Origin of the sequence: Vogesella mureinivorans, assembly GCF_007644035.1 — a bacterium.
GTDB classification, from domain to species: Bacteria; Pseudomonadota; Gammaproteobacteria; order Burkholderiales; family Chromobacteriaceae; genus Vogesella; species Vogesella mureinivorans.
Genome location: NZ_VMTV02000479.1, coordinates 1 through 320 on the forward strand (window position 1 = coordinate 1; position 320 = coordinate 320).

Consider the following 320-nt stretch of genomic DNA (forward strand, 5'->3'; position numbering starts at 1 on the left):
CTCTAAAAATACTGGTTTTTCTCCCCAAGGTAAATCTTTAACTATATATCGATGATTTTGATGGACTCTATGACTTTTTGTTTGACAACGAGGACACACACTTTCTTTTTCACTTGGCTCAAGCTGTAAAATTATCCCAATCCCTTCATGCTGACGCTGTGAAATTACTTTTATTCCCTTTATATTCAGAAGCTCCGTTAGAAGTTTGATTTCCTTTTTTCTGCTCATAACTGTAAATGTATCCCGACAGCTCTTTTTTCTGTCTATAGTCAATAATAAATGCGCCCTATGTGTCAATCACCATCGGGCTTTACTCCCTA

Annotated in this window: 1 protein-coding gene; it reads right to left on the bottom strand. The window is 36.6% G+C overall.

Annotated elements, in window-relative coordinates; translation table 11 throughout:
- Positions 1-273, bottom strand: a 273-nt coding sequence (locus FLQ44_RS13505) for a transposase family protein (protein WP_206208878.1), incomplete at its 3' end; no start/stop codon positions are given.
- Between the last annotated feature and the right edge of the window lie 47 nt (positions 274-320).